The sequence below is a fragment of the Gordonia sp. IEGM753 genome (assembly GCF_050321825.1).
GTDB lineage: Bacteria > Pseudomonadota > Gammaproteobacteria > Pseudomonadales > Pseudomonadaceae > Aquipseudomonas.
The window spans coordinates 363097-377501 of the sequence record NZ_JBNQGB010000004.1 but is presented as its reverse complement, the minus strand read 5'-3'; the positions used below and the strand labels follow the sequence as shown (position 1 = coordinate 377501).

Below are 14405 nucleotides of genomic sequence, written 5' to 3'. Positions count from 1 at the left end.
CAGTTATCCTCAAAGCGCTCGGCACTGGGCGGGGGCAGTCTCGTAATAAGCCTCGGTATCGGCGTTTGCCGGCAGCTCGAAACGCAGTTCACAACGGGTCAATCCTGGCGCAGTTATCCACAGGGCGCGGGGATCGAGAACGTTCGGTAAAAACACCAGGCCGCCGTCCTGCACCAAGGTCACGAATTCACCATCGTCGGTGTTCACCGACGCGCCGCGTGGTAGCGGCGCACCGTCACCGAAAGTGGCTTTAAGCAATGCGCGGCGAGTCAGGGTGATGCCAAACTCGACGCTGTCGACGGCACCACGACCCGCCGAAATGACGGCCAGGCCATTGTTGATGTCGGCGTTGCGCGGCAACGATCGTGTATCGACTTCCACCGGGCTGCGACCGTAGGCGGTGACTTGCGAAACCACTGCCTGACCTTGCCAGTCAGTCCAGACCGGACCGCTTGGCGTGTTGACTTTTACGGCGCCCATTTCGCCTACCGAGAGCAGCGCAAACGTGTCGCTGATAGGGTAAGGCGAGAGCGTCAGGCCACCGCTGTGAAGCACCGCACCGCCACGAGCACTGGCTTGATAGCTTGAGCGTTCGGCATCGGAGCGCGTGTAATTGAGATCGAGTTGGGTGTAGCTCGGCAACAGCGATACGCCGGCCGAGGACTGCACTTGCTTGTCTCGCGTGTCGTGTTCAACGCCAACGCGATAGGCCAGTTGATCGTTGATTTGCTCGGTCAAACCGACGCCGCTTCTGAGCTCGCCACTGGCGCTGCGCACCCAGGTTCGCACCCGTCGGCTTTCCCCCAACGGAATACTGACATTGAGATAAAGGCTGTCGTCGCTGCGATTCACACCACTGACCTGCCATTCGGCAGTCGCCGAAACAGACACACTGCCGATGTTGGTGCCCCAGGATGCAAGGGCGCGGCTACTGCTTTGGCCATCGAATGAACTGGAGCGCGAGAGTCCAGTGCTGAAGGCGCCCAACCCTGGATGAGACCAGGACATGGCGGCGCTTTGCTGATCGCGATAGCGTGATTTGCTGACGTCCGATCGGGGATTGAATACGGCGTCTTCCAACTCTCGATAGCCGAGGGTCCGGTAGGCGCTTCCTGCGTTGATCGACCATTGTTCGTTAAAGCGTTGTGAAACGTTCAGGTCGGCCTGAAATCCACGGGTAGATTCACGGCTGGCGTCGGCACCCTGAAGGGAGGCCTGGATTTGCGTCTCGGCAAACGGAAGCAGGCCGACACTGACGCCCGCCGCTCGGTATTCGGCGGCTCCCGTCAGGCCGCCACTCAGCAATATCTGCGGCTGGAGAGCGCCGCTCCAGCCACCACTGATCACCCAAGGATCACCACTTTGCGCATCGCCGATACTGCGCACCTGGCCGGCCGCCAGCGAATAGCCGGGTGCCGGTAAACCAACACCGAGCATTGCCGCGGGGACGGTAAAACGACGCTCGCTGCCGTCGGCCTCTTTGACGGTCACTTCGACGTCGGAACGGGTGTTGAGGCGGCGCACATTGTTCAGCGCAAATGGTCCGGCCGGCACCACGGTGGAATGGATCAACGAGCCGTTTTGCCGAACTTCGACCTGTGCCTGGCTGTGCGCGATGCCTTCGATGAGCGCATTTTGTCCTTCCACCTGTAACGCTTGTTCGGTGAGGATTTGCACACCGGTAATTTGGGCACCGGCCAGTACAGGGTTGTAAAGATTGATCTGGCCCGCCTGCAACACCGCTTCGTGGCTGGCGAATGTGCGCTGGGCGTAGGCGGCCAAATGTGTGGTGCGCGAGACATCGTCTTGCCAGGTTTGCACCTGACGACTGCGCACTATCCAGTCACCGGCATTAAAACCCAGCTCAGTATTGGCCGAGGCGTAGCGGCTCGATTGATCGCCGTAGTAGCTCTGCAGACCGGTGACGTCATAATTGAGAAGTGCGGCTACACCCCCCGTCTGATAACCCGAGAAGTCCCGGGTTTGCTCGCGTATCGCTTCGGTGGGCACTATCAGCGCCAGGCTCAGGTTCGCCGGGTCGGGCTCGATCAGGGCTTGCGGCCAAGTCCCCAGAAAATCGTGGCAGCGAGTATCCCCCAGTGTACGGCTGGGTATTTTCAGGTTGGCCGCAGCAAGCATCGCCGGATCAAAACACAGTTCACCCTGAGGGTTGATGGTGATATCCACCCGACCTTGGCGCTGGCCATTGACCGTCAGGGTGACGAGGTGTTTACCCGCGGTATAGCGCGGAGCTGCCAGTAGCAATGTCGCCAGCGTGGGATCAATGCCGCGTTGCAACAACGTGCTCTTGTCGAACGAAGTTGACAGTGATCCATCGGCGCAAACGTCAGCCACCATCATCACGTTAGCCAACAGCAACGCAGTGCCAGTGCATAATCTCGAATCATGAGGGTGGGCTGCGGCCCGAATCGCGGGCATGGCTTCGCCCTCACGGTAAAATACGGTGCTCATTAAACTCACTTGGTTTATGTCGGCGTGCTGGACGATTGGTCTATGGTTTCAGGCACGCTCGTGGCGACGTTTAAAATCATCACCTATGAACTTCGACGCTCACCGTTCCTTTGGAACGCCATGGTGGGGGATGTCAGGATTTGAGCGGTGCCTCGTAATGCGGTACAGCAAAACCGTAGACGGTAGCGGGCTGAAAGCGCACATGCTGTGCTGCTGCATTGGGCACTGGAATACTTATTGTTTCTCCTGGTAATACATACGTTCGCGGCAACATCACCTGATCTTTCGATGGCAGCATTTGCACTTCCTGGCCGAGGCGCACGACATAGGGCGTGTCGTTAAGTACCGTCAGTTGGCCGTCGTGCAACGACCATTGCAGATCAGTCCACGGTGTTCGGTTGGGCGCCAGGCCTTTGGGGTGCAAAATCAGCGGCAGGTTCTGTCGCACCGTCACCCCGACCCGGGCATGCCCGGCTTCAGCGGCAGGCTTGCCTTGCGGTATGCCTTCAAAGATCACCCGCTTCAATCGTTGGGTGAGCAATGGTTTTTCCGTCTGCAGAATGAAACGCACCAGTTGGGTTTTTGAGGCCTCGACGCGTGCCAACGGTGGCGTTACAAACACCAGCGATTCGCTGTCCTCAGGAATGTTTTCAATCGTGACGTGCAGTAACGCGAGGCTGGCGTCGGAGTTGGTCACCGAAACCGAGGCTTCACCGTCCGCCTCGTTGACGATCACCACCGTGGTGTTCGGGATCATGCCGTCGGCGTGTGCGTGTGATGCCAGCAACAGTGCAAGCGCTCCCAGGCTGTGATGGATCAGCGGGCGCACACAGTTAAACAACATCGTCATGACGTTTCTCGTTGAGTGATTAAAAACAGGCGGGAGTACCGGGTCAGGCAATGTGGTACGGGTTTTTGCGGGAGTGCCCCGAGTCGAAAAAACGTACGACCTTCAGTCCATCGTCATTGACGTTGCGTTATGCATGAAAGGTTGTCCTATGGACGGGCCGCGTCGGCTACCCAGTGCTGCCCGCTGAAAACGATGGGTTACAGGTATTCGATCTGCAAGGTTGCAGAGCCGTCGAGCTTCGCCTCATCCGTTAAGGTAAGGCTGTCGGCGCGAGCGATCGACGCTTCGACTACAAGGTTCGTGGTCAGATTTTGAAGGGCATCAGGCGCCCAGGCACCGGCCGTTTCGTTGCCGAATCCCATCCAGTAACCAGGAGCAAACAAGCCTGCTCCAGATCGGCTCCAGGTAGTTCCATTGTCTGTTGAGTACAGCGTGCTCACCGGAGCATCTGTGACCGGGTCCTGAAGTCTCAAGGTATAGCCGCCCAACCTCTCGGTCTCGTTGATCGGTCCGAGGCCGAAGTACACATCCCCCATCGACGTACCGTTTCGGTTATCGATGGCACTGATCGCAAAGAGGGCGGAAGCATCGCAGTTGACTGTCAATTGCAGGGTTTGGGGGCCCAGGGGCGTGGTGGTGGTCTGATTCAGGTCCCGCGCACTCACTTTTGCGTAGTCTACAATTCCGCCATTCGCCAGATTAGGTGCGCACGCCGATGGCGTAATCAGGCCTTTCACTGTCAGGTCGGTGGAGGCTGCGAAAGCACACGATGCACCTGTGATCAGTAAGGTTGCTGTCAGTATGGAAACGGTCGTTTTCATATTTTTCGTTCCTTGATGAAGAGTGATTGCAAGTCCGTTTGCGGATGGGCGCAACTTACTGGCAGGAGTCGTCGGGGGAAATGCAACTAATACGAAAACGAGTGTCCTGCAGTGTGAAAGTGTGTCGAAAGCTGCAAACGTCATTTTTCGAAGCGTTTTCTGCAGATTTTTTTGCGTGGGCGACGTAGTTTTCAGACGTTGCCCGCGCATTGTTCACTGTCACAGATACACGAGCTGGAGAACCACCGAGCCGTCAATGTCGACTTCATCGGTCAGCGTCAAGTCGTCGGTTGGTGCTATGCCTGTTTGCACCTGCAGGTCCAGCAGCAGGTCCTTTATTGGAATCGGTACCGTGACCGGTCCCACGGCTGCAACGCCCCATATGTTATTAGCCCCCCAAAAATCAACGCCTTCCTTCTCCCAGGTTTTTCCACTGTCATTGGAGAGAATGGCTTGGGCTTCGACGGTGTCAGCCATCACGTTGCGCGGGATAACGCGGAAGTGACCCAGCTTCTCGCTGGTATTGATCAGCCCCAGGCCAAATTGGCGTGCAGCCGTTCCGGTGCCGGCTCGATTATCAATGGGCGAGATGGCAAACGTGGTAGGTGCTTCGCAGTTCACGGCCAAAACCAGGATGGCGTGAGGCAAATAGGTGTGCGCGTCAGGGGCTAAGTCTTTGACGGAAAGCTTGCCATGATCAGCGATACCGCCAGCGGTAAGCGTAGGCGTGCAGGCTGAGGGAGTGATGATGCCGGTGACGCTCAGGTCGGTACTGGATGCGAACGCCGACGATGCCCCAATCAGGAGTAACGCAGCGGTCAGAAGGGATAGACGTCGGTTCATGGGTGTCTTTTCCTTGACGAATGATGATTGGATTTCGTCCTTCGAGGACAAGGCGCAATCTAACGGTCGAGGGAACCACGCGGTATGCAATAAATACGAAAACGGGCCGACGGCTGTACGAAACAGCGTATGAGCAATGCATCATTTAGCTTTAGTGGTGTTGTCTGTAGTCCTTCTGTGTAGCTGATGCCTATAAAAAAAGTAGGGCGCTTCTGTTTCTTACATAGGAAAAAGGACAGCACCCCGGTAACGCTGGACCAAACGGTTTTGCCCTCGAGATTGGGCGTTGTGATGGAAGCGAGACAGCGCTAGTTTTCGCCCATTCCAGTGACCAATAGGATAAATCCGACAATGCGCGTAATTATTGCTGACGACCATCCGGTGGTTCGTATCGGCTTGCGGATGCTCGTCGAACGAAGCAGGACCTGCGTGATTGTGGGGGAGGCCGCTGGTCCGGACAGTCTATTGAGCCTTCTTGAAGCCACGCCCTGCGATCTGTTGATTACGGACTTTTGCATGCCGGGCGACTTGCAGGCCGATGGTCTCAAGATGCTGAATATAGTGAATCGTCGTTACCCTTCAATGCCGATAATACTGGTGACGATGGTTGCCAACGTCACGACGCTCAGGGCTGCGTTCGCTGAAGGAGTATCGGCGATAGTGACCAAGGGCGCATCGGCGAAGGAGCTGCCTTTGGCGATCAATGCGGTCAGTACAGGTCGGCGTTTCATCAGTGAGTCGTTGCGCACTACGCTTATTCAGGCGGACGCAGCAGCAAACTCAAGCCCACCTTCGCTGTCGGCAAAAGAACATGAGGTCGTAAGAATGCTGGCCAGCGGCATGACCGTCAGTGAAATCGCCGGCCACTTCCACCGCAGCGTGTCGACCATCAGCAAACAAAAGAGCATGGCCATGCACCGGCTGGGTATTTCTACCGATGTGGATCTTTTTGCCTACGCGCGTGAGAGTGGCATGGTGCATTAGGTTAAATGAGCTACGCAGCACAGGTATTTACACCACGAATGCCGATAGTGTTCGAAGCATTTGCGGATTATCTTGCAGGCACTCTTTCGACGACTCGGAGCTTGCCCCATGAGTGATGCCCATGACGCATTGATCACCCGGTTCTACCAGGCCTTTCAACGACTGGATGCCGAGGCTATGAGCGCGTGTTACACCGACGACGTAGTGTTCAGTGATCCGGCGTTCGGTGAGCTGCGTGGTCGTGATGCCGGTGACATGTGGCGCATGCTCACCACTCGCGCCAAGGACTTTTCCCTGACGTTCGACAACGTGCGCAGTGATGAACGCACTGGCGGTGCACACTGGGTCGCAACCTATTTGTTCAGCCAGACCGGCAATATTGTGATCAACGATATTGAGGCGCGCTTCGTGTTTCGCGACGGCAAGATTTGCGAGCACCATGACAGTTTCGACCTGTGGCGTTGGTCGCGGCAGGCGTTGGGTTTCAAAGGGCTGCTGTTGGGCTGGTCGCCGTTGGTGAGCAACGCGGTTCGCGCCCAGGCCTTGAAGGGACTGAAGGCATTTCAGGCCAGTCGCTGATAAGATCGCGGCTTGTTTCCTGCAAGCCTTGATCGTCCCATGAGCACCTCGAGCGAAACGTCTGTCATTGCCGCTGAACCGTCGCTGCCCGTCAGCAAATCCTGGTTCGTGTACCTCGTTCGAGCTGCCAATGGCTCCCTGTACTGCGGGATCAGCAATGATCCTGTTCGCCGCTTCGCTACACATCAGAGCGGCAAGGGCGCGCGCTTCTTCCTCTCAAGCCCGGCCGTGGCGTTGGTCTACACCGAAGCATGCCGCGACAAGAGTGACGCTCTTCGCCAGGAGCGACTTATCAAGAAACTTCGTAAGAGCGCCAAGGAGTGTTTGGTACAGGCTTATCAATCTGACTGATAAGTGCTCATCAGGCAGATCGGTAGGCCGCTTATCGATTGCGCGCTAAGCTGCGGGCTCCTTAAGCGAGCGGCGGAGCCGAGCATGTCCGAGTTGATTCTGCACCATTATCCGACGTCCCCTTTTGCCGAAAAAGCCCGCCTGCTGTTGGGTTTCAAAGGGCTGTCCTGGCGTTCGGTGAATATCTCGCCGGTGATGCCCAAACCCGATCTGACTGCATTGACTGGCGGCTACCGCAAGACGCCAGTGCTGCAGGTGGGTGCTGATATTTATTGCGACACGGCATTGATCGCCCGTCGTCTGGATCAGGAAAAAGCCCTGCCGGCGTTTTTCCCCGAAGGCCAGGAAATGATCGTCGCAAGCTTTGCTGCCTGGGCGGATTCGGTGGTGTTCCAGCATGCGGTGAGCCTGGTGTTCCAACCCGAATCGGTGGCGGTGCGTTTTGGCAAGTTGCCCCCGGAAGCGATCAAGGCCTTTCTGGCCGATCGCGCCGGGTTGTTCAGCGGCGGTAGCGCGACTCGTTTATCGGGCGAGCAAGCCAAACATCAATGGCCAACGATCATGGCTCGACTCGAGCAGCAATTGCAGCGTGAGCAGGGCGACTTTTTGTTTGGCGAACCTTCGGTCGCCGACATCGCGCTGGTGCATCCAATGTGGTTCCTCAAGGCTACGCCGGTCACTTCACCTCTGGTCGACGCGTATCCAGCCGTGTTGGCCTGGTTTGGTCGAGTCATGGGGTTTGGGCACGACGCTTCCAGCGAGATGACTGCCGAAGAGGCGTTGCAGGTGGCGCGCAATGCCACGCCGGCGGCTTTGCCGGATGAGCAGTTCAGTGAGCCGAATGGTTTCAAGGCCGGTCAGCACGTGGTGATCGCGGCCACCGACTACGGGGTAGATCCGGTTGCCGGTGAGCTGCTGTTTGCCGGGAGTGAGGAATTGATCCTGCGCCGAGAAGACGAACGTGGCGGTGTGGTGCATGTGCACTTCCCGCGGTTTGGCTTCCGGATAGAGGCGCAGTAAACATTCGTTCATGCCTTGGCCGGTAGGCGCTGGTAACCCGGCGCCTACAGGCTGGGATGTGTTACTTCAGTGCGGCGAGGATTTCATCCGGGTCATAGCCGCGAATCAACGTGCCATTGACGTCGATCAACGGAATTCCGCGTCCACCCAGTGCTTCGTACGCCTTGCGCGCCTCGGCATCCTTCTCGATGTCGAACTCCTTGTACGGAATCCCTTTCTGATCGAGAAACCGTTTAGTCAACTTGCAGTAACCGCACCAGTCGGTGGCGTACATCACCACGTTGGCCTTGGCCTGAGTCTGTTCGGACACGACTTGCGATGGATTGAACACCCGCTCGATCTTGCCCCAGTTCTGGTAAACCACGACCACCAGCAAAATCAGCAGGAATTTTTTCAGCACGCCGTTCAGCATCAGTTGCGTCGCTTGAGTTGGTCGGTCAACTGCGTCGGCAACCCTTTGATGATCAAGGTGCCGGCTTCTTCGTCGTATTCGATCTTGGAGCCCAACAGGTGCGCTTCAAAGCTGATCGACAAGCCTTCTGCGCGCCCGGTAAAGCGGCGGAACTGGTTAAGTGTGCGTTTATCCGCCGGGATCTCTGGCGACAAGCCGTAGTCCTTGTTGCGAATGTGATCGTAAAAAGCCTTCGGCCGTTCTTCGTCGATCAGCTCCGACAATTCTTCCAGGCCCATGGGCTCGCCCATTTTTGCCTGGCTGCTGGCGTAATCCACCAAAGTCTTGGTTTTTTCGCGTGCGGCTTCTTCCGGCAGGTCTTCGCTTTCAACGAAATCGCTGAAGGCCTTCAATAAGGTGCGGGTTTCGCCGGGACCGTCGACGCCTTCCTGGCAGCCGATAAAGTCGCGGAAGTACTCCGACACTTTCTTGCCGTTCTTGCCCTTGATGAACGAAATGTACTGCTTGGACTGTTTGTTGTTTTGCCATTCGGAAATGTTGATCCGCGCCGCGAGGTGCAATTGGCCCAAATCCAGGTGCCGCGATGGTGTCACGTCCAGTTGATCGGTCACTGCAACGCCTTCGCTGTGGTGCAGCAGCGCGATGGCCAGGTAATCGGTCATACCCTGCTGGTAATGCGCGAACAGCACGTGGCCGCCCACAGAGAGGTTCGATTCCTCCATCAACTTTTGCAGGTGTTCCACTGCGACGCGGCTGAATGCCGTGAAATCCTTGCCGCCATCGAGGTATTCCTTCAGCCAGCCGCTGAACGGATGCGCGCCAGACTCGGCATGGAACAAACCCCAGGCCTTGCCTTGTTTGGCGTTGTAGCTCTCGTTGAGGTCGGCCAGCATGTTCTCGATGGCGCTCGACTCGGCCAGTTCGGAGTCTCGAGCGTGAAGAACTGCAGGTGTGCCGTCGGGTTTTTTGTCGATCAGGTGGACGATGCAATGACGGATCGGCATGGGCTTCTCGGCTAATTGAAGAGAGGAGGGCGTGCTCCCCGAAAAAGTGCCAAGTGTACCGCAACCACTGGTTTTGGCGCGTCACGAAGGGTAAAACGCACCCGCCCAAGGACTCTTATGCAGTTTTTTCCCGTTTTAGAGCAATAAAGCTGACCAAATGGGTAGCAAGAGGCGGATATTTCCCCGTCTCTGTGCTAGTTTTGCCCCGTCTTACGCGAAGTCACTGCGTTAAGCGTGCATTCAGCATTTGTCAGGTCGAACCAAACCCTGATTTCGGTATCTATAACCCCGATCCCGTGGTTATTGGCCGAGGGTGCCAGATCCAGAAGATCCGGCTCGATGGCTGACACTGCACTCTGCAATCCATATGAATTTGATAGGGAAGGAACACTACATGGCTCTTACTAAAGACCAACTGATCGCCGACATCGCTGAAGCTATCGACGCGCCAAAAACCACCGCGCGTAACGCTCTGGACCAACTGGGCCAAATCGTTGCCGATCAGCTGGAAAACGGCGGCGAAATCACTCTGCCAGGCATCGGCAAACTGAAAGTGACTGAGCGTCCTGCCCGTACCGGCCGCAATCCTTCGACTGGCGCTGCCATCGAAATCGCTGCCAAGAAAGTTATCAAGCTGGTTGTGGCCAAAGGCCTGACCGACGCTGTTAACAAGTAAGACGCAGTAAAAAAAACCGTGCCCGGAGCGATCCGGACACGGTTTTTTTGTGCCTTTGATTTGGCGACTGTCCTACAGACACCGCTAAACCAACTGTGGGAGCGAGCCTGCTCGCGATAGCGATTCATCATTCAACAATGATGTCGACTGACACGACGCCACCGCGAGCAGGCTCGCTCCCACCGTTGATCTACATCGACTCAGCCCTTGCGAACCCAGCGCTCGCGCCAAACCTGCTGTTCGGACTTGGTCTGGAAGGTCCAGGCGACGAAACGGCTTTGTTTCTGACCTTGGGACATTTCAACCACCTGGCTTTCCAGCACACCAGCCTTTTTCAGCGCAGTCTGGATCGCTGGCAAATTGGAGGCTTTCGAGACCAAGGTGCTGAACCACAGCACTTTGTGTTGAAAATGGGCGCTTTCGGCGATCAGTTGCGTCACAAAGCGTGCTTCGCCACCTTCACACCACAGCTCCGCGGATTGACCGCCGAAGTTCAGCACTGGCAGTTTGCGCTTCGGGTCGGCACGGCCCAATGCTCGCCATTTACGCTCGCTACCCTTGGTCGCTTCGTCCATCGAGGCGTGGAACGGCGGGTTGCACATGGTCAGGTCAAACCGTTCGCCCGGCTCCAGCAGACCCAGCAGGATGTGCTTGGGGTTGCTTTGCAGGCGCAGCTGGATGGCTTTGTTCAACCCGTTGGACTGGACGATGGCTTTGGCTGCGGCAACGGCTGTCGGGTCGATTTCCGAGCCAAGGAACTGCCAGCGGTAGTCGCTGTAGCCGATCAATGGATAAACGCAGTTGGCGCCCATGCCGATGTCCAGCACCTTGACCGGCGCGCCACGCGGGATCTCGCCGTCGTTGACGCTGGCCAGCAGGTCGGCCAGGAAGTGCACGTAGTCGGCGCGCCCTGGAACAGGGGGGCACAAGTAGTCGGCCGGGATATCCCAATGTGCGACGCCATAAAACGACTTGAGCAGTGCCCGGTTGAACACACGCACCGCGTCCGGGCTGGCAAAGTCGATACTTTCCTTGCCGTACGGATTGATGATCACAAACTTTGCCAGTTCAGGCGTGGTTTTGATCAGCGCCGGGAAGTCGTAACGACCCTGATGACGGTTGCGCGGGTGGAGGCTGGCTTTTTCACGCGGCTCCACGGTTTTGGCCGGGGTGGCGGATTCAGGCTTCTTGCGCGCAGGACGGGGTGTGCGGGGGGCGTTCATGGGCGTTGTCGATTCGGGTATGGCTGAAAGTGGCGGCCATTGTCCCACATCCAGGCCTTGTGAACGCAATTGCGACGGAACACGACAATCCCACAGGGGATCCGCTGCGCTATGGAGAAATAGGCAGGCACAAAAAAAGGGAGGCCACATGGGCCTCCCTTTTTCATTGCGATGTGCCGTTACAGGCTGGCAATCCGCGCATGCTGCTCGGCCAACTTGCCCAAAGCCTGTTCGGCTTCAGCCAGTTTGGCGCGCTCTTTCTCGATGACTTCGGCCGGGGCCTTGTCGACGAAACCAGCGTTGGACAGCTTGCCGCCAACGCGCTGGACTTCACCCTGCAGACGCAGGATTTCCTTGTCCAGGCGTGCCAGTTCGGCGTCCTTGTCGATCAGGCCAGCCATCGGCACCAGCACTTCCATCTCGCCGACCAATGCGGTGGCGGACAGCGGTGCTTCTTCGCCAGAAGCCAAGACCGTGATCGACTCCAGACGCGCCAGCTTCTTCAGCAAAGCTTCGTTTTCAGTGAGGCGACGCTGATCTTCGGCGCTGACGTTTTTCAGGAACAGGTTCAGCGGCTTGCCTGGACCAATGTTCATTTCGCCACGAATGTTACGCGTGCCGAGCATCAGTTCTTTCAGCCATTCGATGTCGCTTTCGGCTGCAGGATCAATGCGTTCCTCGTTGGCCACCGGCCAAGGCTGCAGCATGATCGTCTTGCCCTGAATGCCGGCCAGCGGCGCGATGCGCTGCCAGATTTCTTCAGTGATGAACGGCATGAACGGGTGCGCCAGGCGCAGCGCCACTTCCAGTACCCGAACCAGCGTGCGACGCGTGCCGCGCTGACGTTCGACCGGTGCGTTTTCGTCCCACAGCACAGGCTTGGACAGTTCCAGGTACCAGTCGCAATACTGGTTCCAGATGAACTCGTACAGCGCTTGTGCCGCCAGGTCGAAACGGAACTGATCGAGTTGGCGGGTTACTTCGGCTTCGGTGCGCTGTAATTGCGAGATGATCCAGCGATCCGCCAGTGACAATTCGTAGGCTTCGCCGTTCTGGCCGCAGTCTTCACCCTTGTCCAGCACATAGCGCGCCGCGTTCCAGATCTTGTTGCAGAAGTTGCGATAGCCTTCGACGCGGCCCATGTCGAACTTGATGTCGCGACCGGTGGACGCCAGCGAGCAGAACGTGAAACGCAGGGCGTCGGTGCCGTAGCTGGCGATGCCGTCGGCGAACTCGTCGCGGGTCTGCTTCTCGATCTTCTTCGCCAGTTTTGGCTGCATCAGGCCAGAGGTGCGTTTCTGCACCAGCGTTTCCAGGTCGATGCCGTCGATGATGTCCAGCGGATCCAGGACGTTACCCTTGGACTTGGACATTTTCTGGCCTTGGCCATCGCGCACCAGACCGTGCACATAAACGGTCTTGAACGGTACTTGTGGCGTGCCGTCTTCGTCTTTCACCAAGTGCATGGTGAGCATGATCATCCGGGCAACCCAGAAGAAGATGATGTCGAAACCGGTCACCAGCACGTCGGTGGAGTGGAATTTCTTCAGGAACTCAGTCTGCTCAGGCCAGCCGAGCGTGGAGAACGTCCACAGGCCCGAGCTGAACCAGGTGTCGAGTACGTCATTGTCCTGTTGCAGCGCAACGTCCGGGCCCAGGTTGTTCTTGGCCCGCACTTCGGCTTCGTCGCGACCGACATAGACTTTGCCCGACTCGTCGTACCAGGCCGGAATGCGGTGGCCCCACCACAACTGACGGCTGATGCACCAATCCTGGATGTCGCGCATCCACGAGAAGTACATGTTTTCGTACTGTTTAGGCACGAACTGAATGCGGCCATCTTCAACAGCGGCAATCGCAGGCTCGGCCAATGGTTTGGTCGACACGTACCACTGGTCGGTCAGCCACGGCTCGATGATGGTGCCGGAACGGTCGCCCTTCGGCACTTTCAGGCCATGATCGTCGACGCTGACCAGCAGGCCGGCGGCGTCAAACGCGGCAACGATTTGCTTGCGGGCTTCGAAGCGGTCGAGGCCGGCGTATTCGGCCGGAATCTTGCCGTCGATGCTTTCGTTCAGCGTGCCGTCGAGGTTGAACACCTGACACGCCGGCAGTACAGCCGCGTTTTTGTCGAAGATGTTCAGCAGTGGCAGGTTGTGGCGCTTACCGACTTCATAGTCGTTGAAATCGTGGGCCGGGGTGATTTTCACGCAACCGGTGCCGAATTCAGGATCACAGTAATCGTCAGCGATGATCGGAATGCGGCGGCCGACCAGCGGCAACTCGACAAATTTGCCGATCAGGGCCTGGTAGCGTTCATCGTTCGGGTTAACGGCAACGGCAGCGTCGCCGAGCATGGTTTCCGGACGAGTGGTCGCGACGATCAGGTAATCATTGCCATCGGCGGTTTTGGCGCCGTCAGCCAGCGGGTATTTCAGGTTCCACAGGAAACCTTTCTCGTCGTGGTTTTCCACTTCGAGGTCGGAAATCGCCGTGTGCAGCTTGGTGTCCCAGTTGACCAGACGCTTGCCGCGGTAGATCAGGCCGTCTTCATGCAGGCGCACGAACGCTTCTTTAACGGCTTCCGAGAGGCCGTCGTCCATGGTGAAGCGCTCGCGGCTCCAGTCAACGGACGAGCCGAGGCGGCGGATCTGACGGCTGATGTTGCCGCCGGATTGATCCTTCCATTCCCAGATTTTCTCGAGGAATTTTTCGCGACCCAAATCGTGACGGTTCTGGCCTTGGGCTTCGAGCTGACGCTCCACCAGCATCTGCGTGGCGATACCGGCATGGTCGGTACCCGGTTGCCACAGGGTGTTGCGACCCTGCATGCGGCGGAAACGGATCAGGGCATCCATGATCGCGTTGTTGAAGCCGTGACCCATGTGCAGGCTGCCGGTGACGTTCGGCGGCGGGATCATGATGGTGTAAGACTCGCCCGCGCCTTGCGGGGCGAAGTAATTCTCTGACTCCCAGGTGTTGTACCAGGAAGCTTCAATGGCGTGCGGCTGGTAGGTCTTATCCATGCGCGGCGGGACCCTATTGGCAGTAATTCAGGAAAAGCCGACGAGTATAGCGGGGCATCATGGATAGGGCGAGCAAGTGCAGACAGGCGCAGAGCGAATGTGGTCGCTAACTTTTGTAGCGAGGGACTTTTGTGGTGAGGGGGA

Annotated in this window: 13 protein-coding genes; 5 read left to right on the top strand and 8 right to left on the bottom strand. The window is 57.6% G+C overall.

The window, feature by feature from the left end; all coding sequences use genetic code 11:
* Positions 1 to 9: 9 nt before the first annotated feature.
* The 4 genes from ACQR3R_RS21415 to ACQR3R_RS21400 all read right to left on the bottom strand — a co-directional run bounded on the left by ACQR3R_RS21415 (position 10) and on the right by ACQR3R_RS21400 (position 4986).
* Positions 10 to 2472 (bottom strand): fimbria/pilus outer membrane usher protein, encoded by a 2463-nt coding sequence (locus tag ACQR3R_RS21415; protein ID WP_428275081.1) that lies wholly within the window; start codon positions 2470 to 2472, stop codon positions 10 to 12.
* A gap of 133 nt (positions 2473 to 2605) precedes the next feature.
* Entirely contained in the window at positions 2606 to 3322 is a 717-nt protein-coding gene (locus ACQR3R_RS21410) for a fimbria/pilus chaperone family protein (protein ID WP_428275079.1), read from the bottom strand.
* 197 nt (positions 3323 to 3519) lie between these two features.
* Positions 3520 to 4143, bottom strand: a complete 624-nt coding sequence (locus tag ACQR3R_RS21405; protein WP_428275077.1) for a DUF1120 domain-containing protein — start codon at positions 4141 to 4143, stop codon at positions 3520 to 3522.
* 219 nt (positions 4144 to 4362) lie between these two features.
* On the bottom strand, positions 4363 to 4986 hold the full coding sequence (locus tag ACQR3R_RS21400; RefSeq protein ID WP_428275075.1) for a DUF1120 domain-containing protein: 624 nt from the start codon (positions 4984 to 4986) through the stop codon (positions 4363 to 4365).
* Positions 4987 to 5337: 351 nt separating this feature from the next.
* Between ACQR3R_RS21400 and ACQR3R_RS21395 the strand changes: the two genes are divergently transcribed.
* The 4 genes from ACQR3R_RS21395 (at position 5338) to ACQR3R_RS21380 (ending at position 7920) form a co-directional block, all read left to right on the top strand.
* Entirely contained in the window at positions 5338 to 5970 is a 633-nt protein-coding gene (locus ACQR3R_RS21395) for a response regulator (protein WP_428275073.1), read from the top strand.
* A gap of 108 nt (positions 5971 to 6078) precedes the next feature.
* Positions 6079 to 6549, top strand: a complete 471-nt coding sequence (locus ACQR3R_RS21390; RefSeq protein ID WP_428275071.1) for a nuclear transport factor 2 family protein — start codon at positions 6079 to 6081, stop codon at positions 6547 to 6549.
* Positions 6550 to 6588: 39 nt separating this feature from the next.
* Entirely contained in the window at positions 6589 to 6900 is a 312-nt protein-coding gene (locus tag ACQR3R_RS21385) for a GIY-YIG nuclease family protein (protein WP_428275069.1), read from the top strand.
* A gap of 84 nt (positions 6901 to 6984) precedes the next feature.
* A complete protein-coding gene (locus ACQR3R_RS21380) occupies positions 6985 to 7920 on the top strand; it encodes a glutathione S-transferase N-terminal domain-containing protein (RefSeq protein ID WP_428275067.1) in 936 nt (311 codons plus the stop codon).
* 61 nt (positions 7921 to 7981) lie between these two features.
* On the opposite strand, the gene ACQR3R_RS21375 is transcribed toward ACQR3R_RS21380, so the two are convergent.
* Positions 7982 to 8332 (bottom strand): glutaredoxin domain-containing protein, encoded by a 351-nt coding sequence (locus tag ACQR3R_RS21375; RefSeq protein WP_428275065.1) that lies wholly within the window; start codon positions 8330 to 8332, stop codon positions 7982 to 7984.
* Positions 8332 to 9336 carry a nucleoid-associated protein YejK gene (gene yejK, locus ACQR3R_RS21370; protein ID WP_428275063.1) on the bottom strand — a complete coding sequence of 335 codons (1005 nt, stop codon included), beginning with the start codon at positions 9334 to 9336 and terminating at the stop codon, positions 8332 to 8334. Before yejK ends, ACQR3R_RS21375 begins: the two co-directional genes overlap by 1 nt.
* A gap of 394 nt (positions 9337 to 9730) precedes the next feature.
* Here yejK and ACQR3R_RS21365 point away from each other — a divergent pair, with 394 nt between their 5' ends.
* Entirely contained in the window at positions 9731 to 10012 is a 282-nt protein-coding gene (locus ACQR3R_RS21365) for an HU family DNA-binding protein (RefSeq protein ID WP_007905514.1), read from the top strand.
* 200 nt (positions 10013 to 10212) lie between these two features.
* Here the strand turns inward: ACQR3R_RS21365 and rlmF are convergent, their stop codons facing one another.
* Both rlmF and ACQR3R_RS21355 read right to left on the bottom strand, forming a co-directional pair.
* Entirely contained in the window at positions 10213 to 11235 is a 1023-nt protein-coding gene (gene rlmF / locus ACQR3R_RS21360; protein WP_428275060.1) for a 23S rRNA (adenine(1618)-N(6))-methyltransferase RlmF, read from the bottom strand.
* A gap of 179 nt (positions 11236 to 11414) precedes the next feature.
* Positions 11415 to 14261: a valine--tRNA ligase gene (locus ACQR3R_RS21355; protein WP_428275058.1), complete on the bottom strand. Its 2847-nt coding sequence runs from the start codon at positions 14259 to 14261 to the stop codon at positions 11415 to 11417.
* Between the last annotated feature and the right edge of the window lie 144 nt (positions 14262 to 14405).

Coding starts and splice junctions, on each gene's coding strand:
- ACQR3R_RS21415 (WP_428275081.1), bottom strand. CDS start 2,472: ATGAGCACCGTATTTTACCGTGAGGGCGAAGCCATGCCCGCGATTCGG.
- ACQR3R_RS21410 (WP_428275079.1), bottom strand. CDS start 3,322: ATGACGATGTTGTTTAACTGTGTGCGCCCGCTGATCCATCACAGCCTG.
- ACQR3R_RS21405 (WP_428275077.1), bottom strand. CDS start 4,143: ATGAAAACGACCGTTTCCATACTGACAGCAACCTTACTGATCACAGGT.
- ACQR3R_RS21400 (WP_428275075.1), bottom strand. CDS start 4,986: ATGAACCGACGTCTATCCCTTCTGACCGCTGCGTTACTCCTGATTGGG.
- ACQR3R_RS21395 (WP_428275073.1), top strand. CDS start 5,338: ATGCGCGTAATTATTGCTGACGACCATCCGGTGGTTCGTATCGGCTTG.
- ACQR3R_RS21390 (WP_428275071.1), top strand. CDS start 6,079: ATGAGTGATGCCCATGACGCATTGATCACCCGGTTCTACCAGGCCTTT.
- ACQR3R_RS21385 (WP_428275069.1), top strand. CDS start 6,589: ATGAGCACCTCGAGCGAAACGTCTGTCATTGCCGCTGAACCGTCGCTG.
- ACQR3R_RS21380 (WP_428275067.1), top strand. CDS start 6,985: ATGTCCGAGTTGATTCTGCACCATTATCCGACGTCCCCTTTTGCCGAA.
- ACQR3R_RS21375 (WP_428275065.1), bottom strand. CDS start 8,332: ATGCTGAACGGCGTGCTGAAAAAATTCCTGCTGATTTTGCTGGTGGTC.
- yejK (WP_428275063.1), bottom strand. CDS start 9,336: ATGCCGATCCGTCATTGCATCGTCCACCTGATCGACAAAAAACCCGAC.
- ACQR3R_RS21365 (WP_007905514.1), top strand. CDS start 9,731: ATGGCTCTTACTAAAGACCAACTGATCGCCGACATCGCTGAAGCTATC.
- rlmF (WP_428275060.1), bottom strand. CDS start 11,235: ATGAACGCCCCCCGCACACCCCGTCCTGCGCGCAAGAAGCCTGAATCC.
- ACQR3R_RS21355 (WP_428275058.1), bottom strand. CDS start 14,261: ATGGATAAGACCTACCAGCCGCACGCCATTGAAGCTTCCTGGTACAAC.